Origin of the sequence: Paenibacillus polysaccharolyticus (assembly GCF_900102085.1) — a bacterium.
Classification (GTDB): Bacteria; Bacillota; Bacilli; order Paenibacillales; family Paenibacillaceae; genus Paenibacillus; species Paenibacillus polysaccharolyticus.
On record NZ_FMVM01000010.1, the window covers coordinates 175,879 to 193,898 of the forward strand.

19 protein-coding genes are annotated in these 18,020 nt (G+C 47.6%); 17 read left to right on the plus strand and 2 right to left on the minus strand.

Annotation, left to right across the window (positions count from 1 at the left end; genetic code table 11):
* Positions 1-12: 12 nt before the first annotated feature.
* The 11 genes from BLQ13_RS15460 to BLQ13_RS15505 all read left to right on the plus strand — a co-directional run bounded on the left by BLQ13_RS15460 (position 13) and on the right by BLQ13_RS15505 (position 9,555).
* A complete protein-coding gene (locus BLQ13_RS15460; protein ID WP_090921609.1) occupies positions 13-300 on the plus strand; it encodes a hypothetical protein in 288 nt (95 codons plus the stop codon).
* Complete coding sequence (locus tag BLQ13_RS15465) at positions 297-767, plus strand: hypothetical protein (RefSeq protein WP_244159328.1); 471 nt, start codon at positions 297-299, stop codon at positions 765-767. The genes BLQ13_RS15460 and BLQ13_RS15465 overlap by 4 nt, the downstream gene beginning before the upstream one ends.
* 225 nt (positions 768-992) lie before the next feature.
* Complete coding sequence (locus BLQ13_RS28565) at positions 993-1,154, plus strand: hypothetical protein (RefSeq protein WP_167375752.1); 162 nt, start codon at positions 993-995, stop codon at positions 1,152-1,154.
* 98 nt (positions 1,155-1,252) lie between these two features.
* Entirely contained in the window at positions 1,253-3,433 is a 2,181-nt protein-coding gene (gene abc-f / locus BLQ13_RS15470; RefSeq protein ID WP_090921611.1) for a ribosomal protection-like ABC-F family protein, read from the plus strand.
* Between the two features lie 730 nt (positions 3,434-4,163).
* Positions 4,164-4,688, plus strand: a complete 525-nt coding sequence (locus BLQ13_RS28700) for a hypothetical protein (protein ID WP_244159329.1) — start codon at positions 4,164-4,166, stop codon at positions 4,686-4,688.
* Positions 4,688-5,134, plus strand: coding sequence for a hypothetical protein (locus BLQ13_RS15480; RefSeq protein ID WP_338060880.1), 447 nt, complete (start codon positions 4,688-4,690; stop codon positions 5,132-5,134). The genes BLQ13_RS28700 and BLQ13_RS15480 overlap by 1 nt, the downstream gene beginning before the upstream one ends.
* A 54-nt stretch (positions 5,135-5,188) precedes the next feature.
* Positions 5,189-6,583, plus strand: coding sequence for a glutathionylspermidine synthase family protein (locus BLQ13_RS15485; RefSeq protein ID WP_090921612.1), 1,395 nt, complete (start codon positions 5,189-5,191; stop codon positions 6,581-6,583).
* On the plus strand, positions 6,571-6,975 hold the full coding sequence (locus BLQ13_RS15490; protein WP_090921614.1) for a DUF350 domain-containing protein: 405 nt from the start codon (positions 6,571-6,573) through the stop codon (positions 6,973-6,975). The genes BLQ13_RS15485 and BLQ13_RS15490 overlap by 13 nt, the downstream gene beginning before the upstream one ends.
* A 113-nt stretch (positions 6,976-7,088) precedes the next feature.
* Positions 7,089-8,036: a nucleoside hydrolase gene (locus tag BLQ13_RS15495; protein ID WP_090921616.1), complete on the plus strand. Its 948-nt coding sequence runs from the start codon at positions 7,089-7,091 to the stop codon at positions 8,034-8,036.
* A gap of 208 nt (positions 8,037-8,244) precedes the next feature.
* Complete coding sequence (locus BLQ13_RS15500) at positions 8,245-8,571, plus strand: PadR family transcriptional regulator (RefSeq protein WP_090921618.1); 327 nt, start codon at positions 8,245-8,247, stop codon at positions 8,569-8,571.
* Between the two features lie 6 nt (positions 8,572-8,577).
* On the plus strand, positions 8,578-9,555 hold the full coding sequence (locus tag BLQ13_RS15505; protein WP_139168902.1) for a permease prefix domain 1-containing protein: 978 nt from the start codon (positions 8,578-8,580) through the stop codon (positions 9,553-9,555).
* A 123-nt stretch (positions 9,556-9,678) separates the two neighbouring features.
* Here the strand turns inward: BLQ13_RS15505 and BLQ13_RS15510 are convergent, their stop codons facing one another.
* Complete coding sequence (locus BLQ13_RS15510; protein WP_244159330.1) at positions 9,679-10,161, minus strand: heme-degrading domain-containing protein; 483 nt, start codon at positions 10,159-10,161, stop codon at positions 9,679-9,681.
* A 222-nt stretch (positions 10,162-10,383) separates the two neighbouring features.
* Between BLQ13_RS15510 and lspA the strand changes: the two genes are divergently transcribed.
* A complete protein-coding gene (lspA, locus tag BLQ13_RS15515) occupies positions 10,384-10,866 on the plus strand; it encodes a signal peptidase II (protein ID WP_090921622.1) in 483 nt (160 codons plus the stop codon).
* 116 nt (positions 10,867-10,982) lie between these two features.
* On the opposite strand, the gene BLQ13_RS15520 is transcribed toward lspA, so the two are convergent.
* The gene (locus BLQ13_RS15520; RefSeq protein ID WP_090921624.1) at positions 10,983-11,651 is read right to left on the minus strand and encodes a hypothetical protein; all 669 of its coding nucleotides are present in this window, start codon (positions 11,649-11,651) and stop codon (positions 10,983-10,985) included.
* Between the two features lie 426 nt (positions 11,652-12,077).
* Between BLQ13_RS15520 and BLQ13_RS15525 the strand changes: the two genes are divergently transcribed.
* From BLQ13_RS15525 to BLQ13_RS15545, 5 genes are all read left to right on the plus strand, one after another.
* Positions 12,078-13,844 carry a cache domain-containing sensor histidine kinase gene (locus BLQ13_RS15525; protein ID WP_090921626.1) on the plus strand — a complete coding sequence of 589 codons (1,767 nt, stop codon included), beginning with the start codon at positions 12,078-12,080 and terminating at the stop codon, positions 13,842-13,844.
* Entirely contained in the window at positions 13,834-14,622 is a 789-nt protein-coding gene (locus tag BLQ13_RS15530) for a response regulator (protein WP_090921628.1), read from the plus strand. The genes BLQ13_RS15525 and BLQ13_RS15530 overlap by 11 nt, the downstream gene beginning before the upstream one ends.
* A 165-nt stretch (positions 14,623-14,787) precedes the next feature.
* Positions 14,788-16,125, plus strand: a complete 1,338-nt coding sequence (locus BLQ13_RS15535) for an extracellular solute-binding protein (RefSeq protein WP_090921630.1) — start codon at positions 14,788-14,790, stop codon at positions 16,123-16,125.
* A 62-nt stretch (positions 16,126-16,187) separates the two neighbouring features.
* Positions 16,188-17,069, plus strand: a complete 882-nt coding sequence (locus tag BLQ13_RS15540) for a carbohydrate ABC transporter permease (RefSeq protein WP_090921632.1) — start codon at positions 16,188-16,190, stop codon at positions 17,067-17,069.
* Between the two features lie 37 nt (positions 17,070-17,106).
* Positions 17,107-17,988 carry a carbohydrate ABC transporter permease gene (locus BLQ13_RS15545; RefSeq protein ID WP_090921765.1) on the plus strand — a complete coding sequence of 294 codons (882 nt, stop codon included), beginning with the start codon at positions 17,107-17,109 and terminating at the stop codon, positions 17,986-17,988.
* Positions 17,989-18,020: the final 32 nt, after the last annotated feature.

Here is an 18,020-nt window from a genome sequence, read left to right on the forward strand (position 1 = left end):
GGAGAGGATTTTGTGGATATCGTTATTTTGTGGACGATTGGGATGTGGGTGGTGCAATTGCTGATCGAATGGATCGTGTATCGGGCGCAGGGGCGTCAGATGACGTGGATTCAGTCCATTTTGCCATGTCTGACGTTGCTTGGCGGAGCGGGTGTGATCGTGATGAGTATCGATATGGAAAGCTGGAACGCAATTGGCTATGCGCTGCTTGGTGCAGCAATAGGTACATCGGGGCTGCTGACGCTTGTTACGGTTGCGATTACGGCTCTAGTGCTTCGGCGCCGAGGAAAGGACATATGATGAATAGCTTAATCATGGAACATTGGTCCGCTGAACAGCGAGAGATGCCAGGTATAAATTGCATCGCTTTTCCAGAAGGAACGGTCATTATTTTAGATATCCGCACATATTTTGACCCTAACAGCAACGAGCGAACCATGTATTGTTCTCCCGTTTGTGATACGACGATAGACAGTATTGTGAAATACAATCCGGATTGCTGGACGATGGTAGATGCATGGACAAGTGTGGATTATCAAGGTGGGAAAATCGTTGGCGGAGACGGGCAAATGGGGAATGAAGGCTTCATTGCTTGTACCGATGCAGAAGATCATTTGGTGTGGGCGATTTTTTTGGAGGACACCAATCCCATCAAAAAATTAAGTGTTAGCGGTAACTCATTAATTGCGATCAATGAGCATGAGGAACTGCGCGTGGAGATAAATTTGCACAATATCGTGGATATTCGGATGACTTATCTAGGGTAATTTGCCTTCCGAGTAGAAGAGTGGTAGAAAATCGGAAGAAGAGCCGTGGAAGATCGTAGGAATTCAGCAAAAGTAGTTAGGGAATGAAAACTACTGATGGAGAATGGCGAATGAAAACCGTGGGCACAGGCAAATGACAGGGATGCTAGGCGCATGAGGTGGTTGCAGAGGTGCAGCCGTCTGTGATATATTGACATTACTTATGAAAAAGGGAGGTGAAGACAGGTGAATCACGAGATGCTTAACAACCGTATTAGCCAGCTGCCGATTGCTATGGCTGGCATTGTTCATACTTTTTCGAACAACGGGAGAAGTCTGTCCAATTTTGAATATACGGAAGTTAACATGTGCGAGAAGATGCCTGCCTTGACCTCATTCGGACGATAAGCATATTTGCTTGAATTCTGAAGAGCCGCGGAGCTAACCTCCTGCTGCTCTTTTTGTGTTGCGGTTAGGCTCTTCCAATCCATAGGAGGAACCTTATTATGATCATTATTAGCGCGCAACAGTTGAAACAATATCACGGAGCACATCTGGTGCTGGACGGCATTACATTTGAAATTATGGAAGGCGACAAGGTGGCCCTGATCGGCCGCAACGGAAGCGGCAAAACCACCTTGATGCGTCTGATGGCCCGGATAAGCCAGCCGGATGAAGGCCAACTGATGCTAAAAAAAGATACACGGGTCGGTTATGTCGCCCAAGTACCCGAAGGAATGGATGACCACACGGTGCTGGATGTACTGGGCCTTGGTTTTCGGGAACTTATCGCTTGCCGCACCCAGATGACCGAATTGGAGCAGCAGATGTCCGATCCCGCCTGTGCGGCAGATCCAGAGCAACTGGAGCGTCTGTTGAAGCGGTACGCAGCACTGCAGGAGCGGTTCGAACGCGAAGGTGGATACGAAATGGATGCACGGATTGATCAGGTTGCGGATGGCCTGGATATTGCCAAGGCGCATTACGGCTGGCGGTTCGGTTCACTCTCAGGTGGCGAGCAGATCCGTGTGGTGCTGGCTTCGCAGCTGATCGTCAGTCCGGATCTGTTATTGCTGGATGAGCCGACGAACCATTTGGATCTGGAGCGGGTGGAGTGGCTGGAAGGATTTTTACGAGATTATTCGGGTACCGTCATTCTGATCTCACATGACCGCTATTTTCTGGATCGGGTCGTGACACGTACGCTGGAGCTGGAGGACGGAGAGGCCGAAATCGCTACGGGCGGATACACCGAATATATGAAGGTGAAGGAACAGCGGCTGCTGAAGCAGTTTGAGGAGTTCAAGGAGCAGCAGAAGGTTATGAAAAAAATGAAGGAAACGATCCGCCAACTGGAGGAATGGGGCCGTGTTGGTGGTAACGAAAAGTTCTTCCGCCGTGCAGCCTCCATGCGCAAAGCACTGGAGCGGATGGAGCAAATAAAACGTCCTGTGCTGGAACGTCGTCATGCAGATTTTGATGTGCGTCCGACGGATCGGACAGGTAAACGTGTAGCTGTGCTGGAAGACGTGGAAAAACGATACGGTGACCGGGATATTTTACAAGGCGTCTCGGCGTTACTGGAATACGGGGACAAAACGGCCTTGATTGGCCGTAACGGTTCCGGTAAAACCACGCTGTTCAAGCTGTTGCTGGGTGAAGAACAGCCGGATGCAGGCAAGCTGGAATGGGGCGCGCGCGTTGATGTGGGATATCTGGCGCAGCAGGAGGAGCCTGAGGATCCAAAGCTGAGTGTGCTGGAGCACTTCCGTCTGGAAGCAGGCGTAGAGGAAGGAGAAGCCCGTGGCATTCTGGCGAGATATCTATTCTATGGCGCAGATGTTTTCCGTTCGGTAGGGCAACTGTCCGGCGGGGAATGGACTCGCCTGAGGCTTGCGTTGCTGGTACATCGCAAACCCAATGTATTACTGCTGGATGAGCCGACCAACCATCTGGATATTGCCTCAAGAGAAGCGCTGGAGGATTCGCTCGCTGATTTTGAAGGAACCGTACTGGCTATCTCACATGACCGATACTTTGTGAACCGTCTGGCTTCCCGTGTCTGGGAACTGGAAAGCGGGCAGTTAACGACATACCTTGGGGATTACGAAGCATATCGGGAGAAGAAGCTTGATTTGCAGGCTCGTGCAGCGAAGGAAGTTTCACAAGACCTTGGAGCAGGTAGCGCTGGAAACGGATCGAAAACTGGAAGAAGAGCAACAGAAAAGGGAACCGGGACGGGGCTCAATGGGAAGTCAGCAGAGACGGGAGAGAGCAAAGGTGCCCGACTAAAAGCCGGAGGCGCCGGACATGATGCTGCATCTGCAAGCGGAGAGATCCTGTTGGAGCAAGCTCATACTGAGCTCGATGCTGGACGGGTGGACAAGAATGTTGGAAGTGTGAACGGTGACCGCAGTAGCAGTCAAAGCCGAAGCCGAAGTGATAGCAGTAATGGGAATAGTGACCACAGTAACAATCAAAGCCGAAGTGGTGGCAATCGTGGGAGTCACAGGTCTGCTCAGCAACTGGAGCAGGCGATGGCTCTTATAGAAACGCAGATTCGGGAACTTGATCAGCAGCTTGAATCGTTAGCCAATGATCCGATAGCGCTGGAGCAAACCTGGAACGAGCGTGAGCAGTTATCCGCAGCTTATGATGAGTTATTGGCTCAATGGGCTGAGATGTGATCGTAGAAGTGAAGATGACAGTAAAACGTGCAAGTAAAACATCTAAGACTCGTACCATGGGGTAAATACTAGGCTGATTGTTGAAGGTAAATAGCTATAACTGTAGGGAACTAACTGGAGTGCAAGGAAACTGAATAGAGCACAAAGAAACTGACTAGAGTACAAAGGACGTAAAGGGCTATCTCACGGTTGATGCATTTGGTGTGCATTGACTGACATGGGGCAGCCCTTTGCTGTGTGGTTGTGAATCAGAATATTCTAACGATCTCAGGAGACGCTATTTGGCTGTTTTTTAGCGATTTAAAATTCTAACAATCACCAGTGACCTTATTTGCTAGAAATGTGGAGCTTTTAGCCGATTTCACTGTTTTTTCTCCGAAATAACGTTTCTCCTGATCGTTAGAATTTGATCAGCCTGTTTTTTCGCCAAATAAGCTTTCTGGTGATCGTTAGCGCATGAGCGGGGGATAAAATTAGGAAAGTATGGAGTTAGGTTGTTAGGTAAGTAAGGGAGTATAGGAAGTAAGGTAGTTAGGGAAGGGAGGTAGATAAGCAGGTAATACATGTAAGGCATGTTAAGTAGGCAGGCAGATAAGTAGGTAAAGTAAGTCTGGTGTGTGGGCTGGAGCATAGTTAAAAGAGCACCATAAATTAAATGTGTTTCTTTTTACATGTCTCGGCGAATAGTGTAACTTTTTTCCTCCTCATGCGTTTAATACGTTTGTGTATATTGAATCGGCTCACCTACGAGCTTGCAGATTGGGAGGGAATCACCATCTATTATTCATTGATGTATCGCAGTTGGTCGGAGGATAAACAGGCAGAAACAGGCGTGCTTGAACAGGCTTCAGTGACGCGGGATGAACTGTTTATGCGTAAGCTGGTGGATGCTACCCTGATGAAAAACAAACTATGGGCCCATCTGTCCAATGAGTGTCAGGATCGGCGGGATCACGCCATTTATGTGACTGCGTATGACCAGCAGATGCCGGAAGGGCATGGTGCTGCTATTGCGGATGCAGCGCTGGGCATGTGTAAAATGTCTTCCATGTACAGCCCGGAATATATGCTGTGGAATGGACGTTCCTTTGAGGAACTGGAGCTTGCGGAATCCTGGGGTTACACCATGGAACTGGCCGAACAGCTGCTGGATCATTACATGGTACGCGAAGGCAAGACGTACGAGTTTTTGTACTCCGTGCTCGATGCGGATCGGAAGAAAGTACTGTTTTTCATGAAAGAGGTGGATCTGTAATGAAGGAAGCAGAGGTGCAAAAACCTGTATCCGGGCAAGTGTCCAGAAATGTCATCGGGGATGAAATTGCGTTCACGTTAGAGTCTAGTTCTGAGACTGTAGTAGCATCTAGCAAAGCATTAGAATCAGAATCATCATCTATTTTAAGCTCTGAAATAGGCTTTGAACCACACTCTACTCCAAGCGCCAAACCAGGCTCCAAAGCGAAACTGGTTGCATTCTCGCTGATGCTGGCTGTGCCTGCGGTGCTTGCGGGATGTGGCAGTAGCAATGACGAATGTGATCCCGAATATGATACAGGCTGCGAGTACGATTCCAGCAGCGGTCATTATTATTACGGCGGATCTTCTTATCGCGGAAGCAAAGACGGCAGTAGCTCTTATAAAAGCTCAACCAAATCCAAATCGAGCGGCTTTGGCAGCTTTTTCCGAAGTTCGGGAGGTTAATGACATCATGAAGCAGGCAAATATTCTCCGCATCATCCGGAGGAGGTTGGTGGGATGAGGGAAATGTACTCATTGCCGTTCAGTCATGAAGAGATTTTCGCGAGCGAAGCTGGTGAGCAAATCCCATATCATCGTATGTACGGCAAACAGTACTGTGTGCCCGCATTGACGGTTTATACACCGGAAGAACTGAAAGAGCTACGAACCGCGACAGAGGCAGTGGACGCCATTTATAGTAAAGTGATGCGTTTCATCCAGCGTTATATGCCGGATTCGTTTCTGGAGAGTCCTCTTGGTATCCATCCCGGGTTGATTCCCGCAGCGCGTATGGAGGCTGTTACAGGCGGAATCACTCGTCAGGACTGGATTATTGGCGAAGCTGGTTTGAAATGTATTGAAAATAACACCGACACGCCCACAGGTATTCCTGAATCGGCGGCACTTGAACACATTTTGATCGGACGGACAGAAGACCAGGCATGGACTGCACCCTCTGTGCATATGGATGCACGTATCCGAGATTGCTTCCGATCGTGGTTATCCTTTTATGCTGAGCAAGGGTTGCAGGGGCCAGTCACATTCACCTCTTACGGTGAGCATGTCGAGGATCGTACGAATACCACCTACCTGATGGAACGCTGCCGTGAGGCTGGATATGAGGTGTTATATGCTCCGCTGGAGGAGCTTGAGATTGTGCCTGGAGAAGCGCTGTGTCATCAGGGCCGCGAGATTCAATTGTTATATCGGTTGTATCCGCTGGAATACCTGATTGGGGATCGGGACGAAACGACCGGTGTAGACATTGGTGTTGCTCTGATTGAACTGGTACGAGAAGGACAGCTTGGCCTGATGAATCCTTTACAGCATGTGCTGATGCAAAGCAAAGGTTTTATGGCTACCATCTGGTCGCTGTACGAGCGGAATGAGCAGACGCCCGAGTACTGCGGATTTACGCTTTTTGACGAGGCAGAGTTGGACGTGATTTCACGGTATTTGCTGCCGACCTACTTCACCGCGGAGCCGTTTGAGCAGAGCGATGCACCTTACGTAGCCAAGAGCTATTGGGGGCGCGAGGGCCGGGGGACTATTTTGCTGGATCATCAAGCAGATTCTCTTTCTAAATTGAAAAAACAACCGGAGTCAGACACCACGGGGGACATCCCTGCAGTCTTGAATAAGGATGATGACGAGGACGAAGAGGTCGCCGCCTATTACGAGAATCAGCCTAAGATCTATCAGCAACTTGTGCCAATGGAACAGGCTGTCATTCAGACAGAAGATGGCGAATACAGCGGTTATTTGCTAACCGGTGTATTCGTAATTGGTGGACATTTTGCCGGAATGTTGCCCAGGGTCGGGGAGAAGGTAACCGGAGATATGGCGTATTATTGCGCAGCCGCTGTACGTAAACCAATGAATGATGAGGAGGAGAAGGAATGGAAAAGCTAGGGTTGAACCTCGTGACTGTTGCAGTGGGGATCGGCATTCTGTTAGTGGTGTTGATTGTGGGGTATTTTGCATTTAGCAAATTGACCCGGTATAACGACAGTGAGGAGATCGCCAAAGGCAACGAGGCGGCAGGTATGTACATGGGCAGCAAGCTGCTGGGTCTGTGTATTATTGTGGGTATGGTGTCGTTCTCAACGCATGCATGGCTGGATATGCTTCTGTGGTCGGGACTGGGTATCATTATTCTGTGTCTGGTCTATATTATATTTGATTTCTTGACGCCTAAAATAAAGGTCTGTGATGAAATTGCGCGTGGCAATATGGCGGTAGCACAGTTGTTACGCTCCGTGATCATCGGCGTTTCCATCGTCATTGGTACGTTTTTGATGTAAAATAAACCCTGACGTTACGCGTAGATATGTCCGTTGAATAAGTATGGTGATATAAACGAAGGTCGTTTGGCGGATATAGAACGAATATTATACAGAAGAAGGAGCGCGGCAGCATGAGAAGAGTCATCATTGATACGGATACAGCAGGAGACGATACGATTGCGATCCTGACGGCATTGCATCATTTTCAGGTGGAAGGCATTACGATTACCGGAGGGAACGTGCAGTTTGACCAAGAGGTTGAAAATGCACTGTACACCGTGCAGGTTGCCGGACACGGCGGCAAGGTCCTGGTATATAAAGGCTGCGAGCGTCCACTCATGGCCTATGGTCAGGCTCAGCATCGTACGGTAGAAGATGTGCATGGCGATGACGGTATGGGCGGCGCGCATTTCCCCAAGGCGGATCAACGTCCCGAGAGCGGGCATGCGGTTGATTTTATTATCGAGAAGGTTCACGCACATCCTGGGGAGATTGAACTGCTGGCGATTGCGCCGCTAACGAACATTGCGATGGCGATTCAGAAGGACCCAACGATTATCCCTGAGATTGCTCATCTATATATCATGGGTGGAACGAACAATGCACTGGGCAATATCACACCGGCGGCGGAGTATAACTTTTACGTAGACCCTGAGGCAGCCAAAATTGTACTGCATGCAGGCATCCCTATTACGATGGTTGGCTGGGAGATGTGTACTCAATATTCCGTTATGGATGATAACGATCATGCAGAGATTGCAGCACTCCGTACCTCGGGCTCCGATTTCTTCATTGCGATCAATAAAGTGGTCATGCAATTCAACAAGTCGGTACATAAATTGAACGGAACAACGCATCCTGATACCCTGTTAATGGCGGTAGCTGCAGAAGAGTCACTCATGACGAAGTCTGGTCATTACTATGTCGATGTTGAAGCGGCAGGAGAATTGACACGAGGATACAGCGTGGTGGATATCAACGGACGTTTTGGTAAAGCGCCAAATGTACGTGTCTGTGAGGCGATTGATCGTCCGAAGTTCAAGTCCATGCTACTGGATGTGCTGTCTGCAATTAAGTAAATGCATCGTTAAACGCAGAGCAGGAGAACCGTTTGTTAAATGGTTGACTGAACATGCATAGACTAAGGTTACAGCTCTTAAATCCGTACCTCTAACCAGGTGCGGATTTTTATTTTGCCTATTTTAACTAAACTACTTCATCTGTCGTAGTAACTGTGCTATACTCAAACTACTACGACAGATGAAGTAATGAGGGGGAATACCTTTTGTGATTAGCAGTGACGTAATACGGGGGTATAATGATACGCTGATCCTCTACATGTTGCTTGAAGGAGAATCGTACGGATACGAGATTTCCAAGAACATCCGGCAGCTAACCGATGAAAAGTATGTCATGAAGGAAACTACACTCTATTCGGCCTTTACCCGCTTGGAAAAAAACGGATATATTGAATCTTTTTATCAGGATGAAAGTCTGGGCAAACGCCGCACGTATTACCGGATCACGCCAGCTGGCCTGGACTACTACAGAGAAAAATGCGAGGAATGGAAGGTTACGCAAGAGGTCGTTAATCTGTTTATCAGGGAGCTGTGATCGGACATGGAGACAATAATGGTATATCTGGACAATATGTTTGCGGGATTGCCGAGAAGTCCTGAGGTGGAGCGCATGAAACAGGAGCTTCTTTCGGGTATGGAAGATAAGTATCTGGAGTTAAAACAGGAGGGCAGATCAGAGAATGAGGCCGTTGGCATTGTGATCTCTGAGTTTGGCAACATCGAAGAATTGATGGAAGAGCTCGGAATTCAGACTGAGGATGCTGCGGAAACCTATCCAGTGCTGACCGAAGAAGAGGTTCAGGCCTATCTCGCGGCTAAGCGAAGTGCAGGCTTCTGGACGGGGCTGGGCGTGTGGCTGTCCTCGGCGGGAATAGCTTTTCTCATATTAATGGATACGCTGTTCGAGAGCTTAGGATCTTCATCAGATCAAGGTACGTTCGGCATTGGCTCTGTAATTGGCATGAGTGGTATGTTTGTGCTGGCGGCTGTTGCTGTGGGTATGTTCATCTATAGCGGCATGAAGCTGGGACGGTTTGAGTATATGGAGAAAGGGTTCCAGCTCCCTCGTTCCCTGTTGATGACTATCCAGCGCAGTAAGGTAAGCTTTGCACTCACATATCGTGTGGCTCTTATTACGGGCGTGTGTCTGTGCATCCTGTCTCCTGTTTTCATATTTGCAGGGGCCTATGTGAATGATACGTATGCGGCTTACGGTGTATCGACTCTCTTGGCTACAGCGGGGATCGGTGTGTTTTTGTTTGTCTATTACGGTAATATTCAGGGTTCCTATACGACGTTGCTTGAGGATCAGCATCTGAATGCAGCCAAGAGAGAAGAGGCACGAGCAGTGCGAGCCGTTGAGGCTGTGGTTTGGCCACTCGCGACAGCGTTCTTCCTCTTTACCGGTTTCGTCTACCAGCGCTGGGACATTAACTGGGCGATTTTCCCGATTGTCGGCATTCTCTCCGGCAGCTTTAGCAATGTATATCACATGATGAAAAATAAAAAGCCATCCTGATTCCTTAACTGCGTTCTGGATCGGAAAAGTTAAAAATACTAAACCCGCCTTATTCAATCATATAAGGCGGGTTTTCACGTGCACAACGTTCCAGGACACGCAGTTATGAGTACGGAGTATGTATTACCTCTCTAAAAATGAGCGAATGCCTGTGGTGACGAGATCATGATCTTCCTCATCAGGCAGACCCGATATTGTGATTGTCCCCACATGCCCTTCCTCTTTTAGTATCAGCGGAAATGCGCCACCAGCCAGTACATAATCGGAGTCAGATAGTTGGTAATCTTGCTCCAATATTTTATTTTCGCTCCGTAGTCGTAAGGCCGTATGCCAGGAGCTGGAGCCGAAGTGGTTGACCACGTTGTTTTTGCGCCGAATCCAGTTTTCGTTATCGGGGTGGGTGCCTTCCATCGCATGCAAAAAGAGACGGTGTCCCTTTAGCGTAATATCAATGGTCACCGCTTGTGAGCGGCGTTTCGCTTCCTGAACTAGATACAGGCCGAGTTGTAGTGCTGTTTCGGAGTTGAATGTATCCCATATCAGTTCCTGTTCTTCCTGTTGCATCTGTGCAAGTCTTGCAGTGATTTCGGGATTAATCGAATTCAAATGAAAGACATCTCCTTCGTATGTGTGATAAAGCTCTACATTCGACGCGGATCAGGGTCCTACCTGCCTGAAGTAAATTGCTGATTTTAACGGATGTTAGAAGAGACTTAAGGCTGGATCATTTGGAGACGTTATAACCGCTGTGGTAGAGTAAGAAGAACGTTATAATGATTTTTCTGCAATTGAACATAAAGAGCGGCTTAGGCAGGCAGGGGGAAAACGATGTTGTTTTATTTTATCGCGTTGCTGGTTACGCTTGTGGATCAGGGTACTAAAATTGCAGTTCGGATGTATATGGAGGTTGGCGAAGTGATGCGGCTTGGGGATTCAGGGATGCAGCTGCAACATTACGAAAATAGCGGTATGGCCGGAAGCATGTTTCAAGGGAATGCACGTTTATTCGGGGTCATTGCCGTGCTGTTTATCGTAGGTATGCTCTATTATCGGCGCAAAGGTGAGATACGGGGATTCTGGATGCAGGCCGGGGCAGGTTTCATGGTCGGCGGTGCACTCGGCAACGCCATAGATCGCTTTGTATATGCTCGTGTGACGGACTTTCTGGTGTTTCCGTCGGGGCGGGGCATATTGAATCTGGCGGATGTGGCGATTAACATCGGTGTGGTAATGATCATCATCGGCATGCTGATTCGTGCCTATCAGAGGTATCGGGAGAAACGTCTACGTAATGCGCTGCCTAAAGGGTAACATTGATGGATATAAGCAATGATTGGTGACGAATGTTCTAATGTATGGTTGCAAAAGAGCCGAAGCAGAGGTTAGTCCTGTTTCGGCTCTTTGTTATGGCGACTTTTAAAAGGGATTTAGTCATTCAATTTAGATAATTCTGCATCAAGATCGGCTAGTTTTGCAGACGAGGTGGTCAGATCCTTTTGTATGTATAGCCGGGTCATGATTGCCTCCTCGTTTGACAATTGAGCGAAATTTTCATTGATATATTTTTTATAAATGGCTGTATTTAATTGAACGATTTCATTTGCAAGTTTTAGACTCTTATCTAAGCTAGCAGTTACAACTAAGTCAGAAGCTAGTTCGCTTTGCAAAAGAAGTTTTTCAAACATAGCTTTGCTTGAATTAAAGTAGATAAAACCAGGAAGATAATTAAGAGTAATAGGTTCATTCTTGTCCAGAGAAAAAGCCTCTTTCCCATCAGGAGAGTTATAGATCAGCACATAGTTTGCATATTGAATCTGATTTTGATTTAACTGTTCATAGCTCTTGTATAACAATAATAATTCCTCTTTACTAATCTTCTTTTTATCTATAGCGCTCTGCAAAGTTGACAAGATTGAATCTGAAGTGGAAAGAATGCTGCGTTCGTAATCTGACAGCACCTGACTGTATTGTTGATTTAAATAATCTTTTAGTCTTCCATTACTTGAACTATACCCAACAACATTTGCAACTAGAGAGGAGGCTAAAAGAGTAAGTGTTAAAATGATAATCCAATTTTTTAGGCTCATTTTTTTCATAAGTTAAGAATCTCCTTAGAAAGTTAGGTATTTGATATCATTTTTCATATTGTCTATCATAATAGAATATTTCATAATATTATATATAATTACATATTAAGGAGTTTCGTGGGGGGTGGATCTTCCATTGCTCCATGTCCTCCTCTTATCATGTTCTAATCTATTAAAGATCAGTTGAAATCCATTGATCCCCAAATAAAACTATGTTATCTTGAATGAGTTAATTTAATCGATAAACAAAGGTTGATCCGCTAAGAGGAAAAGAAACATAAGAGAGTTTAATTTGTCGGCTCTTTTGCAAGCGCTTCAATATAACCTTAACAGAATAACGTAGATGAATCCGGCATCGAGTGTATCCCGTTATGTAACATACGGGCGTGAGATGGTGGTTTCTTTTACATGCAGAAAGAGGAGGACGTCTAGATAGTGCAGCGGAAAACAAGGCATTTTAACTCGCTTCGTAATCAGATCTTTGTCGGTTTTGTAATGGTCATGCTCATAGTCCTGCTGCTCGCAGGCATTACAGCCTATGACCGTGTGGCGGCTTTGTTGAAAAACAATGCCGAGAAGCATATCCACCAGACCGCGGTACAGGCCAGTGGCAGGTTGGATGCACTGATTGCACAGGTGAATTCCCTGACCGCTCAGGTTGCAGATGATGCTTATGTGCAACGTCTGCTGAATGAAGAGAAGCGAGGGCAGAAGGCGAGTTTTAATCAGCGGCAGGCGCTACTGCAGATTGCAGGTAGTTACCAATCCTTCATTAATGGTGCGCAGAGCATGGAAATCTACACGACAGATTATAGCCGTATCTTTCCGATGGATGATCGTTCATTAAGTCATAGGCTGGAGCGGAACTGGATTGTCAAAGCGGACGAGGGTAAGGGTCGACTGGTGTGGGCTGGCTCCGATCCCGACGATCCGAGCATTCTTCTGGCTGTTCGGCGAATCAGTCTGCTGGAACGTTCCTTTGAGCACGGGGGATACGTGGTTGTACGTATGCAACGCAGTTTTTTTCAACTGAATGATTCGGTTGGGGCAGACGGCTCCCAGGATTCAATCATGCTGCTGGACGTTGACGGTGAAGTGGTGACCTCTAATTTGGATGTGCATCTCGATCCTCAGGCAGTGATGAACAGTGAATCGGTTGTTCAGAATGGCAAAGAATCTTATATCGTGGTGAAGCAACGATCTGAGTTAACCGGCTGGACACTGGCTGTACTGACACCACTACGAGAGACTACCGAAGGAGTGTCAATCCTGAGAACGGCATTGCTTGTATCGGGAATTATCGGCGTTGTGCTTTTCTTAGTCATGTCCTTCTTCCTCTCCACGATGATTACCCGTCCACTAATCCGGCTGATGCGGGCGATGCGCGGGGCACAACCGGGGGCAATGAGACCTAACCTCATGGTGAGTTCTACCTTGGAGATCAATGAGTTGAACGAGGTGTATAACCAGATGGTCTACAGGCAGAATGAATTGACGCAGGTGGTGCATGAGAAAGAGGTCATGCAGTCTCGGGCTGAGATGAAGGCACTACAATCCCAGATCAACCCTCATTTTCTGTTCAATACATTAGAAGCGTTCTACTGGTCACTGGATGAAAAAGGAGAGGAGGAGATGGCGCGTATGGTTATCGCGATGTCTCGGTTATTTCGCTACATCATTTCCAGCCCCCATCAGGATGAATGGGTTACGCTGGCGGACGAGCTTGAACATGTAGAACGGTATCTGAACATTATGCAGATGAGGCTGGGTGATAGGATGCAGTGGGAGATCAGGATGAGCGAGGAGTTGCGCAGCACGCCGATGCCTAAGCTGTTGATTCAGCCGCTTGTGGAGAATGCCGTTCTGTACGGCATCGAGAATACGTTAAAACCTGGAATGGTAAAGATCAGCGTACAACCTTCATCGATAACAGATATCGTGTGTGTGGAGGTGCGCGATAATGGACCAGGAATAAACGAGGAACGTCTTCAGAATATTAAACAGGCACTAAATGGTGGTGAGCCCGTAGCTCCCGGAAGAGGAGCAGGTGTCGGGTTGATTAATGTACATCAACGTCTCGGGCTTTATTTTGGCGATCAGCTCGCTGAGCAGGCCAAACTTACGGTCGAGAGCGGAGTTGGTAAAGGAACAGTGATCCGGTTCGGCATTCCGAGGGGAACGGAGGCTAGACATGATTCATGAAAAAACGATTTTGATTGTGGACGACGAGCCACGTACAAGAGAAGGTATACGCAAAACACTTGAAATATGGTCTGCCGGGAAGAATCGGATTCAGACGGTTGCGAGTGGTGTGGAGGCCAGAGAGTGGCTTGCAAGCCAGCCGGCTGACCTGTTGATTACGGATGTACGCATGCCGGAGTTGTCTGGCTTGTCTCTGGTGGAAGCTATTCAACATTTTCCTGGCAAACCAGCGGTGCTGATCATGTCAGGATACGCAGACTTCAATTATGCGCAGCAAGCGATTAAGCTGGGTGTGGTGGATTACTTGCTCAAGCCGATTGATAAAGAGCAGCTGCTTCAGACGGTACAGAAGGCACTTTTTCTTCATGAGCAGCAACGACGTATCCAAGCGATGCAAGACATCGTTGACCCGAAGCTGGTAGACATCCGGGAACGGAGAGAGCAACAGGATAATACACCGATTGGAGAAGCTTTGGCATATATTGAGACACATCTGGGTGAACCGATGACGATGCGTGAGCTTGCCGATTCCCTGCACCTGAATTCCAGTTATTTCAGTGTGCTGTTCAAAGAACAAGTTGGGCTGAATTTCAGCGAATATCTCATGCGCAAACGGGTACAGCGAGCAAAGGAGTTGTTAGTGCAGACGAACCTGCCCATCTCCGAAATTGCGGAGAGAGTAGGCTATCAGACCGATAAATATTTTATCAAAGTATTCAAAAGCCTGGAGAATATCAGTCCGAGTAAATATCGTCACTCTGTGAACGAAAAGGATTAACAGATGGAATTAAGCAGAGTTCACTCTTTCAACAAAAAGGGAATGAATACTCAAAATAGTGGAGTTTTTCCAAATCATTCTACCCTTATAGGCGGATGATGCCCATGCTACACTTTTATTAAAGCGGTTACAAAAACCGAAATTCCACTATTGGGGGTTGGAAATATGAAAAGAAAGACACTGGCTATGATCCTGTCATGGACGCTGATTCTGGCTGTCATTTTGTCTGGATGCAACAATGCAGGTTCCGGGGCGGGCAATGATTCCGGTAGTAATGAAGGCGGCGGTGACAGTGGCGGAGATGGCAAGGTTACTCTGAAATTCATGCATCTATGGCCTGCAGGCAGCTCCGCACAACAGAACAAGCTGGTCAACGATATTATCCAGCAGTATCAGACCGATAACCCAAATGTGACGATCAAGCAGGAAGTGCTGGAGAATGAACAATACAAAAACAAACTGAAAATTCTGTCTGCTTCCAATGAACTTCCCGATGTGGGCGTAACCTGGGCTGCGGGATTCCTGGAGCCTTATGTGAAGGGTAACCTGTTTGCACCACTCGATGATTTGCTTAAAGGGGATCTGGGCGAGAAGTTTATCGCCGGAACGACCGAGGCTTACGCGGTAGACGGTAAAACGTATGCACTGCCGATTGAGCTGAATATCTCTCCTATTTATTACAACAAAACGATATTTGAAAAATATAATTTGCAGACACCAGCCACCTATGATGAATTCCTGAACGTGGTGAAGACGCTGACCGATAACGGTGAAGTGCCGATTGCACTGGGGAACAAGGACCGCTGGACGGGGTCACTCTGGTACATGTACCTGGCGAATCGTGTGGGCGGGGATGCATTGGAGAAAGCCATTAACGGCTCCGGTAAGTTTGATGATCCGGCACTGACACAGGCTGCGGCTGAAGTGCAGAAGCTGGTGGATATGAATGCATTCAACAAAGGTTTTAACGGCTTGTCCAACGATGAGGGCAAATCCGAATTCATGAATGAAAAAGCGGCTATGTATCTGATGGGAACGTGGGAATTGCCAAACTTTACAACGAACCCGGACATTCCGCAGGACTTCAAGGATAAGGTTGGATTTTTCAAATTCCCGACGATTGACGGCGGCAAAGGCGACATTAACAGCTGGGTAGGCGGACCGGGCGTAGGATTGTTTGCGGCTCAGAACTCGAAAGTGAAGGACGAAGCGCAGAAATTCATTCAATACTTTGTGGGAAAATGGGGCGAAAGCTCGGTGACTGAAGCTGGAGTCATTCCAGCAACTAAAGTGGATACCGCTGCTGTACAGCTGCCACAACTATACATCGATCTGCTGAACGAGCTGAATCAGGCGAGCAGCCTGACCCTCTTTGCAGATGTGCAGATGAAACCTGCTGCTGCTCAGGCGCATCTCGATATGATTCAGGCACTGTTTGGTAAAGCAGTAACACCGGAAGACTTTGTGAAGAATCATCAGGCTGCGATCGACAAAGGCAACTGATGTAGACCTCACCGACACGTACACCATATGAATGTTTGAACGCTTGAAGGGAGGAATACGTCTTGGACAAAGTCATGTCGAACCGCCTGGTGGCTGCGCTGTACGTGCTTCCTGCGCTGCTTCTGCTCCTGGTTCTGGTCTACATCCCCATTGTACTTACGGGCTATTACGGTTTGATGCAGTGGGATGGAATTGGGGCAATGACGTTTATAGGTTTGGATAACTACGCCAGATTGCTTCAGGACAGTACGTTCTGGCAGAGTGCGAATCATACCTTTTTATTAGCCTTGTTCTCTGCGCTGAGTCTCATCGGTTATCTGATGATTGCACTCGTGCTGTCAGGCAAGATCAAGGGTGCAAACTTTTTTCGCAAAATATATCTGATTCCAATGTTGCTGTCATCCGTTGCGATTGCCCAGTTATGGCTGAAGATCTATCACCCCAGTAATGGTGTACTGAACAGCTTTCTGGAAGCCATCGGATTTAGCAATCCGCCAGCCTGGCTGGCGGAGCCATCACTGGTGCTGTATGCATTGTTCGTTCCGATTCTGTGGCAGTATGCAGGTTTCTATATTTTGATCTATTACGCGGCACTCAAAAATATCCCTGAATCACTCATCGAGGCTGCGCGTATTGATGGTGCAAACCCGTGGCAGATTGCTTTCCGGATTAAGCTGCCGCTCATTACGGAAGTGATTAAAGTGACCGTGGTGCTCGCCGTGGTTGGCTCACTGAAATATTTTGACCTCATCTATGTCATGACAGATGGCGGTCCGAATGGCTCCAGTGAAGTCATGGCCTCCTACATGTATCGTCAGGCGTTTCGCAGTTTTGACTTTGGATACGGCAGTGCGGTAGGTTTCTTCCTGCTTCTCATCTGTCTGGTTGTGACATGGTTACTGCGTAAGGCAACCGCATCCAAAGATACAATTCAATATTCCTGACGCTTACTTATAATGAAAGGAGGTCATCCCGTTGAAGATGGAACCGGCTGTTCGGTTACCCGTTGGCCCGGAGACAGGTCATAGCCCGGTATGGGCGAGAAGGCTTGGATACGTCCTGTTATATGTGCTTCTGTCTCTGGTGGCTTTGCTTCAGATTTTGCCTTTAGTGTGGTTGCTGTTATTTTCACTGAAAAATAATCAGGAAGTATTCGACATGGCTCCTTTTGCGCTCCCGGCTACGCCGCGTTGGGAGAACTATGTCAAGGTGTGGACGGAAGGCAATATCAGCTTATATTTTTTCAACAGTGTATGGATTACGGTCGTTTCAGTGGTGTTCACGGTGCTGTTTGCAAGTCTCGTCACCTTTGCGATCACACGCATGCGCTGGAAGGGACGTTCACTGGTGCTGGGACTGTTCATGGTGGGTCTGATGATCCCGGTACATTCTACGCTGATTCCGTTGTTCAGTCTGTTTCTGAAGTTAAATCTCACCGATCATCCGTTATCGGTCATACTCTCTTACATTGCATTTAATATGCCGATTACGATTATGATTCTGCTGGGATTTTATTATGCGCTTCCGAGAGAGGTAGAAGAGGCCGCTGTGATGGATGGCTGCTCGGTGAACCGCATCTTCTTCCGCATTGTACTGCCTATGACGGCTTCGGTCATTGCAACAACCGCGATCATTAACATGATCTATGACTGGAATGAATTTATTTTTGTGAACACCTTCATTAGTTCGGATGCATACAAAACGCTGACCGTCGGGGTTCAGAACTTTATTGGACAGTACACTACCGATTGGGGTGCCATTGGTGCAACGTTGATGATCAGCATTTTGCCGATTCTGATTGCGTTCCTGGTGTTGAGTGAACGAATTGTCGAAGGGATTGCGGCTGGTTCGGTCAAAGGCTAATTGCTTGCCAGTGCTTCCACTGATTATAAACG

Bases quoted from the DNA above. Each gene is read 5' to 3' on its own strand.
- BLQ13_RS15465 (WP_244159328.1), top strand. From the start codon at position 297: ATGATGAATAGCTTAATCATGGAACATTGGTCCGCTGAACAGCGAGAG.
- abc-f (WP_090921611.1), top strand. From the start codon at position 1,253: ATGATCATTATTAGCGCGCAACAGTTGAAACAATATCACGGAGCACAT.
- BLQ13_RS15480 (WP_338060880.1), top strand. From the start codon at position 4,688: ATGAAGGAAGCAGAGGTGCAAAAACCTGTATCCGGGCAAGTGTCCAGA.
- BLQ13_RS15485 (WP_090921612.1), top strand. From the start codon at position 5,189: ATGAGGGAAATGTACTCATTGCCGTTCAGTCATGAAGAGATTTTCGCG.
- BLQ13_RS15490 (WP_090921614.1), top strand. From the start codon at position 6,571: ATGGAAAAGCTAGGGTTGAACCTCGTGACTGTTGCAGTGGGGATCGGC.
- BLQ13_RS15495 (WP_090921616.1), top strand. From the start codon at position 7,089: ATGAGAAGAGTCATCATTGATACGGATACAGCAGGAGACGATACGATT.
- BLQ13_RS15505 (WP_139168902.1), top strand. From the start codon at position 8,578: ATGGAGACAATAATGGTATATCTGGACAATATGTTTGCGGGATTGCCG.
- lspA (WP_090921622.1), top strand. From the start codon at position 10,384: ATGTTGTTTTATTTTATCGCGTTGCTGGTTACGCTTGTGGATCAGGGT.
- BLQ13_RS15520 (WP_090921624.1), bottom strand. From the start codon at position 11,651: ATGAAAAAAATGAGCCTAAAAAATTGGATTATCATTTTAACACTTACT.
- BLQ13_RS15530 (WP_090921628.1), top strand. From the start codon at position 13,834: ATGATTCATGAAAAAACGATTTTGATTGTGGACGACGAGCCACGTACA.
- BLQ13_RS15535 (WP_090921630.1), top strand. From the start codon at position 14,788: ATGAAAAGAAAGACACTGGCTATGATCCTGTCATGGACGCTGATTCTG.
- BLQ13_RS15545 (WP_090921765.1), top strand. From the start codon at position 17,107: ATGGAACCGGCTGTTCGGTTACCCGTTGGCCCGGAGACAGGTCATAGC.